At 33.5% G+C, this 5,336-nt stretch carries 6 protein-coding genes; 1 reads left to right on the top strand and 5 read right to left on the bottom strand.

Features of this window, described 5'->3' with window-relative positions:
* The 4 genes from J2S19_RS23465 to J2S19_RS23480 form a co-directional block, all read right to left on the bottom strand.
* Nucleotides 1-794: tyrosine-type recombinase/integrase (locus tag J2S19_RS23465; protein WP_307347283.1), on the bottom strand; the 794-nt coding region annotated here is incomplete at its 3' end.
* A gap of 505 nt (nucleotides 795-1,299) precedes the next feature.
* Nucleotides 1,300-1,920, bottom strand: a complete 621-nt coding sequence (locus J2S19_RS23470) for a hypothetical protein (protein ID WP_307347286.1) — start codon at nucleotides 1,918-1,920, stop codon at nucleotides 1,300-1,302.
* A gap of 240 nt (nucleotides 1,921-2,160) precedes the next feature.
* A complete protein-coding gene (locus J2S19_RS23475; RefSeq protein ID WP_307347289.1) occupies nucleotides 2,161-2,928 on the bottom strand; it encodes an aspartate/glutamate racemase family protein in 768 nt (255 codons plus the stop codon).
* 269 nt (nucleotides 2,929-3,197) lie between these two features.
* The gene (locus J2S19_RS23480; protein WP_307347291.1) at nucleotides 3,198-3,851 is read right to left on the bottom strand and encodes a hypothetical protein; all 654 of its coding nucleotides are present in this window, start codon (nucleotides 3,849-3,851) and stop codon (nucleotides 3,198-3,200) included.
* Between the two features lie 124 nt (nucleotides 3,852-3,975).
* Here J2S19_RS23480 and J2S19_RS23485 point away from each other — a divergent pair, with 124 nt between their 5' ends.
* Nucleotides 3,976-4,842 (top strand): helix-turn-helix transcriptional regulator, encoded by an 867-nt coding sequence (locus J2S19_RS23485; RefSeq protein WP_307347295.1) that lies wholly within the window; start codon nucleotides 3,976-3,978, stop codon nucleotides 4,840-4,842.
* Nucleotides 4,843-5,080: 238 nt separating this feature from the next.
* Here J2S19_RS23485 and J2S19_RS23490 read toward each other — a convergent pair whose 3' ends face one another.
* The gene (locus J2S19_RS23490; RefSeq protein ID WP_307347298.1) at nucleotides 5,081-5,251 is read right to left on the bottom strand and encodes a DUF3995 domain-containing protein; all 171 of its coding nucleotides are present in this window, start codon (nucleotides 5,249-5,251) and stop codon (nucleotides 5,081-5,083) included.
* Nucleotides 5,252-5,336: the final 85 nt, after the last annotated feature.

Raw genomic sequence — 5,336 nt, forward strand, 5'->3', positions numbered from 1 at the left:
AGTGTAGTTTGAAGTCGTTTATGTCCGAGCATCTGTTGAATAAATACAGGTTCTACACCATCTTCTAAAGCATGTGTTGCGAAACAATGTCTTAACGTATGTGCAGATATTTTTGAATTCAGTCCTAGACCATCTCTAAGATTAATCATTGTATTTTTAATGGTCTTGACATTGATATGATTTTGTTTGGATCGTCCAGGAAACAGCCAATCAGAAGAGCAATATTCACCTGGTGTAAAATAGTGTCTAAAATAATCACGCAGTATTTCTAATGCGAATTTCGATAGTATAGTGTAACGATTAGTATTATGTTTGGCATTCTCAATACGGACTCGCATTGTTTTACTACAGATATCACTAATTTTAAGCCGTGCCACTTCACTAACGCGTAGGCCACTTCCGTACATTAATACTAATATAGCTTTATGCTTCAAATTTTTAGTGGCATCTAAAAGGGAGAAAATCTCATCCCTAGAGGGAACAATAGGAAACGTTTGAATTCGCTTCATTCTTGGTACTTTACGATTGTTCCAATCCTTTTCCAAAATGTAGGTATAGAAAAATTTAATCGATGAAATATAGTTATTAATCGTGCTAGCTGCAAGACCATTTTCTTTCTTAAGATGTAGAATGTATTGTTGAATATCATGTTCATTCATCTCAGATATGGGACGATTACATTTATTCATATAGCCTAAGAAGGCTAGTATTCTGCGACGATATGATTCTTGTGAGGAATCGGGAGTACCTTTGAGTTCAAAGAAAAGCTCTATCTTTCTTTCATAATGATCCATTGTATCTCCTCCTGAATAGTAAATATAAATACTAGAAAAGATTTAAATTCAGGAGGAGCACGACTCGAATTATTAATATGTATGTGTCTATGGAAAGCACTTCGTGATATAATGTTCATACGAAAAAGTATCTCTTTCTATTGTTTTCTTTGGCGATTAAACAATATCACGAAAAAGATACTTTTTCATTTTTTTATGCCTTTTTTTGATAGAAAGATGTTTTTAAAGCTATCGCTAGCGATTTCGTTCTTCTTCTGCTTCATTATTAAGGAGTTTTCAATAACTCACAAAATCAGCATTACTTCCCCAAAACTTTGATTACCCTCTTCACTAGCGACTTATTATATAAGCCCAAAACCCACCTTTGATAGAATAATACTTAGCGTATTCAATTCTCAATACTCACTTTAGTGACAATAATATAACTAACCATTTGAAAGCTAATAAAATATCAATTACACCATCGCTCTCGCCTATATGTAACTGCTTGTCTATTAAACTATAGTCAGCCAAAAATCAAACTAAAAATACGTTCATACGCATCATAAATCTTATCTGCCTCATCATGTTGTTTAAACTCATTTTGATATTGATACACATACAAATCGAGTTCATAGAAATCTTTGAATATGTTTACAATTCCTTTAGGAAGCAATTCCCATGAATAAATCTCTTTATATATTTCATTTAATACAACGTAAATTTTCTCTAATTGTTTTTCATCCAAGCCACTACCTTTTTGAAGTTTTTCAAAAAAGTTACCGTCTTCTTCAATAGACTCCGATAACCTAGCTATTACTTTTGCTTTCTCGTTATCAATTTCACCAGTCTCATTTGTACATCTTTGGATTATTATTTTTATATCCTCGGCAGCCTTTCTAATACGTTTTGATGCTTCACCATTATCATTTAATGAAAAATGATACATTTCACTATAAACTTCAACTATCGGAAGGAAGGCATCATTCGGTATATAATTTAGCCCTTCCCATCTATCTGCAAGAACGGTGAGTACCTCTACTAATGTTTCATATTCCTTTTCTTGAAAACCATTTCCCATTCGCAGCTCTACTAGTAAATTCGCCTCTGACTCCACCAAGATTTCGATTAGCTCCTTGTCGTTCAAAAATCCACTCTCCCATTAAGCGTAAAATTATTTAAATCAATTTATTTTAAATAAACTATAGTATTAATACTAATTATCCTTGTAGATAATGTAAATTAGTATTCAGTATTAATATGTATTAATTATGGATTAAGTATTGTAAAGATAAGCGTAAGTACCTGAATGTGATGGCATATATGGGAGCAAGAAAATTTGTTTTGTTTACATTTTCTGTGCGACACTTAACTATTGTCCAGCTATTTAAATAAACCCATAATACGGTTTCTGGCTATTCGCATGATGGGCCCAATTAATAAGTGAAATAAAGTCATATACAGGTAATTGAACTGCTTGTTGTATATCATAGGCATATGGAGGTAGGTCACTACATTCCAATAAAATAGCCCCAATTTCGGGATGCGCTTCTGTTATTTCCACAGCTTTTTGAACGACCTCATCTCTTAGCTTTTCATTATGAAAACTTCCTTTTCCATTATTGATGGCAGAAAATTCTTCACCTTTGCTTAAATCACCTATAATTAAACTTGAACGATTAAAAAAACCACAGCTTTCTAAAAGGTAATCTGTTAACCCTTGTTCATAAGCAGTCAGTATACCAATTTTTTGCTCTGGCTTTAGACCAACTTGTATCATCGGCAGTTGAACAAGGCTAGATAAAAAGACAGGAATTTCTAAACTTCTTGCTGTTTGTACCTGAAAGTTTCCAAAAAATCCACAGCTACTTGAAATGACTTTCGCCCCTTCACTTTGCAATTGCTTAGCTGCCCAGATTATCTCCTTCTCCAACGTTAAATCACCATTTAGTAAACGTTGACCTGTACAGCCAGGGACAACCTTATAATGTACAGGAAATGGAAAGGTCGAATAGTTTGCAACATTACCAGGTATGACTGGATAGTGACTTTCATCAAGGTATAATATTCCAACAGAAAACCCAGTTACATATCGGCCCTTTTTTTGTGCGAGCTGCCCTATATCTATACCTGGGCCAATGTATCCATATTTCATTTGTTTACCCCCTTCTCTTTTAGCATTTAGTCTTTTACATCGTTGGACCTAAATATTCATATATTTGGCTGCATGTTGGTAATTTTTCCACGTATTAACTAGATTGTGTAAAAAAATACGCGGATATAAAAAGACCCCGTAAGTTAAACTCACGAGAGACCTGGTATCTTTAATATTACAACTCAACTTTTCTCTTTTGCTTCAACCATTTCTTGCTGTTCTCTTGTTAAAAAGATATTATCCATGACATAGCTATTGTTTTTCCGGCTTCAATTCCTATGTTCTGACCAAAGAGCCCATCCCAACCAAATAAGTGCTAATCCCATCGGCACTGCTAAAATCCTATCGAATGGGTGAGGAATGATAGCAGCTGCAAATGTGACAACGGCTGCAAAGGAAAGTAAAGCACCTGCCATACGTGGGAAGACTCCCGCACGATATGTTGCAAGACCAAATAAGAGTCCACCAAGACCATACAGAATCGCTGCAAATGGGGCTAATAATGGGAAAACACCCAGATTTACTGTACTTGTGGTGCCAGCAAAAATCCCTACTAATCCCTCTACAAACTCTGGAGCATCAGTTGGTAGCAACGGCAATATAAAAGCCTCAATAAAACTAAAAATCATTGAAATTAACCAGAATAGACTAAATAAAATAAAACCAATCAGCCCAAGCCAGTTTGTTTCTTCCACTTGTCTTGTATAGATTCCGATAATTCCAATAAGGCTAAAAAGAGACATCATACAGGTAGTACATGCAATGATGACCCATAAGTCCGTGCTTACAGAGGATATATGATCTTTCGGATGAATAAACTGTATACATATATATATAACACCTGCCAATATCGCAAAACGACCTGTCCATCTCATTAAACTCTTCCCCGTAATGACTTGTTTTTTATCATTTTTATTATTCATGTGGTTCCCTCCAAGCTTTGATTTACCTCTATAGATAAATAAAAATTTTAAATATTCCTAGTATTGTAGAATCAAATGTCATATAGTAAGTTAGTTGAATAAATGTATGAAATTGGGTGACGAAATGGAACATTATGAAGTTATTGAAAAATCTTTATTGTATATTGAAAACAACTTGCACGAACGATTATCATTGGAGACTGTTTCAAATTCTTTCAATATGTCTAAATACTATTTTCATAGACTTTTCTCAGCAGTCATGGGCTGTTCATTAAATCAATACACATTGTCTAGAAGATTAAACGCATCTGTTCAATACATTCAAAATGAAAACTTATCATTAACAGATATTGCGTATCAACTAAACTTTGGCACTCCATCGTCCTTCACCCGTGCTTTTAAGAGTCAATATGGTATTTCTCCAAGCTTGTTAAGAAAAGGCAGTAAGAGTATAGCCCTAGAAGACATTCCTCCAGTCATTAAAAGACCACTTAAAAACATAAATGGGGATATCGTTACCGATTTTACTTTAACAAATTTTGAAACAACTCGAATAAGTGGTGTAGCATTTGAAGTTGACATCGCCAGCAATGATTTTAAAGAAGTGATCCGTTCTTATTCGAGAATGCTCGTAAACAGCATTGACGAATCAATCAAAAGTTCCTGTTATATCATCTACTCCAATTGCCAGCCAAACTCAACCAAGTTCAAAGCTTTAGTCGCAATACCGTTAGATTTAAAAATCAATCTACCTAATTATTTCACAGTAGATGTTCAGCAGTTTTTTTGCGCTAAGTTTAAATATTTTGGTGACTTACTAGACATAGGAGACGTGTTAATCACTGACTTTGCAAGGTTTTTAAAAATCTCAAAACAAGAAGCAGAGAATTCTGATATTGAACTTATTCAAGTATTTGAGAATATACATAATCTTGATTCCTTTCATATATTCGTACCGATTAAAAAACTTCCAAGTGACGACATTGATTAGCATCTAACTAGCTAGTTTGTTAATTCCTTAATAAAAAGATATCATCACAAGAATAAAGAAACTTTCCAAATCTTGCTTTAATCTTCTTAAATATGTCCTTTTTTAGTTACGAAAAAAGGTGCCTTCCAGTCAATTTGGAAAGCACCTTTTTTAAAGTTATTATCATAAAAAACAATTAAACAGATTTCTTCATAAACCTTATATAGAAAACCATATGTCATTTCATAAAGTATTGCTCTTAAAATATCCATGAAATCATAAATATTAAACCTAAATATAGGCAAAGTGGCGTGTACAGTGCTGTATCGTACTTAGAAAAGTTAGTATTTTTAATTTTTTTGGTGAATCCTAAATATTTGAAATCCCCAATTGCTCTAAGGAAAAAAATGAAGGTTATAATTGTAAACAGTCACTTTGTATCCTCACAATTACCGCAAACATTTCCAAATTCCTCCGGAATTCAATATATACTTCTCTGAAATAATGTGCTAAAT

The organism is Metabacillus malikii (assembly GCF_030813355.1).
GTDB lineage: Bacteria > Bacillota > Bacilli > Bacillales > Bacillaceae > Metabacillus > Metabacillus malikii.

Excerpts from the sequence above, each read along its gene's own strand:
- J2S19_RS23475 (WP_307347289.1), bottom strand. The coding sequence starts at position 2,928 with ATGAAATATGGATACATTGGCCCAGGTATAGATATAGGGCAGCTCGCA.
- J2S19_RS23480 (WP_307347291.1), bottom strand. The coding sequence starts at position 3,851 with ATGAATAATAAAAATGATAAAAAACAAGTCATTACGGGGAAGAGTTTA.
- J2S19_RS23485 (WP_307347295.1), top strand. The coding sequence starts at position 3,976 with ATGGAACATTATGAAGTTATTGAAAAATCTTTATTGTATATTGAAAAC.